This is a genomic window from Streptomyces fuscigenes, from assembly GCF_021556455.1.
GTDB lineage: Bacteria > Actinomycetota > Actinomycetes > Streptomycetales > Streptomycetaceae > Streptomyces > Streptomyces fuscigenes.
Window position 1 is genome coordinate 1 of sequence record NZ_JAKGCV010000557.1, and the last position, 3,126, is coordinate 3,126.

Here is a 3,126-nt window from a genome sequence, read left to right on the forward strand (position 1 = left end):
AGCGTCCGGGTTCCCGTCGCGCCCCCGGCGCAGCGCACCCGGCTGCTGACCCTCGTGGCCGCCGCCGGCAAGGAGGGCGAGCCGCGTCCGCGCCCGGCCGAGCCCGCCCCGGCGAAGCCCCGGGAGCGGCCCGTGCCCAAGCCCTCCGAGGTCTTCCCGCCCCGCAGGAAGCCCTCGCCCGGCACCCCGCCCCCGCCGCGGGAGCGCGTCGCGGGGTAGCTAATGTGGTCGCTATGAACTATCTCTCCGCGCTTGTCCCGCCCGTGGTGATGGCGGCCTTCTTCGTGTTCCTCGTGAGGCTGATCATCAAGACCCAGGGCGGGCCCAACAAGGGCAAGGAGGACGCCGCCGTCGACGCCGCCATCGCGCGCGCCGAGGCCGCGGCCCAGGCGTCCGCCGCGAAGTCGCCCGGCGCCTGACGCGCGGGGATCCGCCGGGCGGATCCCGATCCGGACGCCGAAGGGCGCACGGCCGTTGTGGCCGTGCGCCCTTTTCGCTGCGTAAATAACCGGCCTTTCGGGCATTGCGGACTAGGCTGGTGAGCGTGCCCCGTCAATTGGGAGACCTCGAAGACGCCGTGATGACGCGCGTCTGGCAATGGAACCGTCCGGTGACCGTCCGGGAAGTACTCGAAGACCTCCAGCAGGAACGCTCCATCGCCTACACGACCGTCATGACGGTAATGGACAATCTCCATCAGAAGGGCTGGGTGCGCCGGGAAGTCGAGGGCCGCGCCTATCGATATAGGGCCGTCTCCACGCGCGCCGCTTACGCCGCGGCCCTGATGAACGAGGCATGGTCCAAGAGCGACAACCAGGCCGCCGCACTGGTCGCCTTCTTCGGGATGATGTCGCCGGAGCAGCGCCAGGCCCTCGAAGACGCGGTGCGTATCGTCCGCGGCAACCCGCCCGACGAGGCGGGCCCGGAACCTGCCCGGCCGCAAGAACCGGAAGAGTCGGCAGAACCGGAAGAGCGCCGAGAACGTGAAGAAGCCGGGGCGCCGGTCGCGGAACGGCCCGTCGGCAATGCCGAACAGGCCGCCGCGGAAGGGCCCGTGGCCGAAGTGGCCGTGCCGCGGGAAGCGGCCGGCGTTCGCGGGGAGGAAGTCCCGCGCGAGGAAGTCCCGAGCGAAGAGCCGGTAAGCCGGCACTCGCCGCGAAGTCGCCGTGCGCCGTGAAGGGCCGAGCCGCTAAGCCGGCACTCGCCGGGAAGGGGCGGGCCGGTAAGCCGGCACTCGCCGGGAAGTCGGCGGGCGCGTCCGGACGACGCGTTCCCGGGAAGTGAGTACGCGGGGGAAGCCCCCGCACTCTGCGAAGGCGCCCCCGCGGCGGGGCGGAGCGGCGCGTCCCGGCAAGGCCGCGCCGGGCGGTGCGGGGCGCCGGATCGAGAAATCGCGGGGCGGAACGGAAATGCGGCGGCGCCGCTCGGGGCGGGCCTCCCCGCCCCGGACCGCCGCCTCCGGGAGCCGCCGTCAGCCGGCCCTCGCCCACCGCGTGCGCGGGTCGGTGCCCGGGGCGCCGGTGGCGCCTGCGCGGCGGGGCGGTAGCGTCCCGCTCATGTCTTCCGAGCAGCGGCTTCACCCCGACGGTCCCGGCGGCTCCGGCGGTCCCGAGGGCTCCGACCGCTCCGCCGGGCAGCAGGACGTCGTCGTGCGGCGCGCGAGGACGCGCGACGTCGCCGCGCTGCGCCGGCTCGTGGGCCGATACGCGGGCGCCGGGATCCTTCTCGACAAAGCGCCGGTGACCCTTTACGAGGACATCCAGGAGTTCTGGGTCGCCGAACGCGGCGCGGACGCGGCGGTGATCGGATGCGGCGCCCTGCACCCCATGTGGGAAGACCTCGCGGAAGTGCGCACTCTCGCCGTCGACCCTTCCGCCAAGGGCGCGGGCGTGGGCCACAAGCTGCTCGCGAAGCTGCTGGACGCGGCGCGTGAGCTCGGAGTGAGCCGCGTATTCTGCCTGACCTTCGAAGTCGACTTCTTCACGAAGCACGGGTTCGTGGAGATCGATGGGACACCTGTCGACGGAGATGTGTACAGAGAGCTGTTGCGTTCCTATGACGAGGGCGTCGCGGAGTTCCTCGGTCTCGAACGAGTGAAGCCGAACACCCTGGGCAACAGGCGCATGCTTCTGCACCTGTGACGCGCGGGAAGATGTCCGAATCGCGTGCGTTTCCCGTTTGTCCGGCCACTGAACCTCTCCCAGGGGTTTGTGTTTTCCCCGGAAAAGGGGTTTCCTTTCCGCGTACTGCATTTTCGATGAAAGGAAATCCGGTGGCACAGAAGGTTCAGGTCCTTCTTGTCGACGACCTCGACGGCGGCGAGGCGGACGAGACCGTCACGTTCGCGCTCGACGGGAAGACGTACGAGATCGACCTCACGACCGCCAATGCCGACAAGCTCCGCGGGCTGCTCGACCCTTACACCAAGAGCGGGCGCCGCACCGGCGGCCGCGGCGGCGCGGGACGCGGCAAGGGGCGCGTCGTCACCGGCGGCAACAAGGACACCGCGGAAATCCGCAAGTGGGCCAAGGACAACGGCTACAACGTGAACGACCGCGGCCGCGTTCCGGCCGACATCCGTGAGGCCTACGAGAAGGCCAACGGCTGACGATTCGCACCACCGGCAATTCCTCGCGCGAGTTGGGGAGCGAGCCGGACCCGGTGGCACTCGGCCGCCGCCGCGTCCACGAGCCGTACGAGATCGGGGGCATCCCCACCGCTGCCCCCGGTGCCGATGTCCGCCGCACCGGGCGCACCGCCGGCCAGCCGCAGAGCTGGGGGACCGGCCGGGGCCCACGGCGCGGAGCTGACGGGGCCACGACCGGGTTCCGGCCCGAGGTGCCCGCCGCGCACCATCCCAGGGGGCCGCAGCCACACGGCGGCCCCCTGCGCGGCAAGCAGGGGCCACCGGGGTGGCACGGGAGCCGGAATGCCGCGCCCCTCGCCGAGCGCGTCCAGGTCCAGCGCGATCCCGCCCCACTCCAGCCAGTCCAGCAGCCCCGGCACTTCGTCCGCGCTGCCGGGCGCAAGCAGCAGCCACATCCGCGACCGGTCCGCGCTCAGCGCGACCGGGCCCGTCCCGTGCCGCGAGGCGTCGGGCCCCTCGCCGTCCCCGGCGGCCGGCCC

The 3,126-nt window shown here is 72.3% G+C and carries 5 protein-coding genes and 1 pseudogene; 5 read left to right on the forward strand and 1 reads right to left on the reverse strand.

Going from position 1 to position 3,126, the window contains the following annotated elements:
- The 5 genes and pseudogenes from L1885_RS26185 to L1885_RS26205 form a co-directional block, all read left to right on the forward strand.
- A pseudogene (locus L1885_RS26185) lies at positions 1 to 219 on the forward strand (hypothetical protein); the annotation flags it as partial.
- A 14-nt stretch (positions 220 to 233) separates the two neighbouring features.
- Entirely contained in the window at positions 234 to 419 is a 186-nt protein-coding gene (locus L1885_RS26190; RefSeq protein ID WP_235799643.1) for a hypothetical protein, read from the forward strand.
- Positions 420 to 580: 161 nt separating this feature from the next.
- Entirely contained in the window at positions 581 to 1,177 is a 597-nt protein-coding gene (locus L1885_RS26195) for a BlaI/MecI/CopY family transcriptional regulator (RefSeq protein WP_235799647.1), read from the forward strand.
- A gap of 379 nt (positions 1,178 to 1,556) precedes the next feature.
- Positions 1,557 to 2,141 carry an amino-acid N-acetyltransferase gene (locus L1885_RS26200; protein ID WP_235799644.1) on the forward strand — a complete coding sequence of 195 codons (585 nt, stop codon included), beginning with the start codon at positions 1,557 to 1,559 and terminating at the stop codon, positions 2,139 to 2,141.
- 131 nt (positions 2,142 to 2,272) lie between these two features.
- On the forward strand, positions 2,273 to 2,608 hold the full coding sequence (locus L1885_RS26205) for a histone-like nucleoid-structuring protein Lsr2 (RefSeq protein WP_235799645.1): 336 nt from the start codon (positions 2,273 to 2,275) through the stop codon (positions 2,606 to 2,608).
- On the opposite strand, the gene L1885_RS26210 is transcribed toward L1885_RS26205, so the two are convergent.
- A partial coding sequence (locus L1885_RS26210) for a hypothetical protein (RefSeq protein WP_235799646.1) occupies positions 2,587 to 3,126 on the reverse strand: 540 nt, incomplete at its 5' end. The genes L1885_RS26205 and L1885_RS26210 overlap by 22 nt on opposite strands.

Coding starts and splice junctions, on each gene's coding strand:
- L1885_RS26200 (WP_235799644.1), top strand. CDS start 1,557: ATGTCTTCCGAGCAGCGGCTTCACCCCGACGGTCCCGGCGGCTCCGGC.
- L1885_RS26195 (WP_235799647.1), top strand. CDS start 581: ATGACGCGCGTCTGGCAATGGAACCGTCCGGTGACCGTCCGGGAAGTA.
- L1885_RS26190 (WP_235799643.1), top strand. CDS start 234: ATGAACTATCTCTCCGCGCTTGTCCCGCCCGTGGTGATGGCGGCCTTC.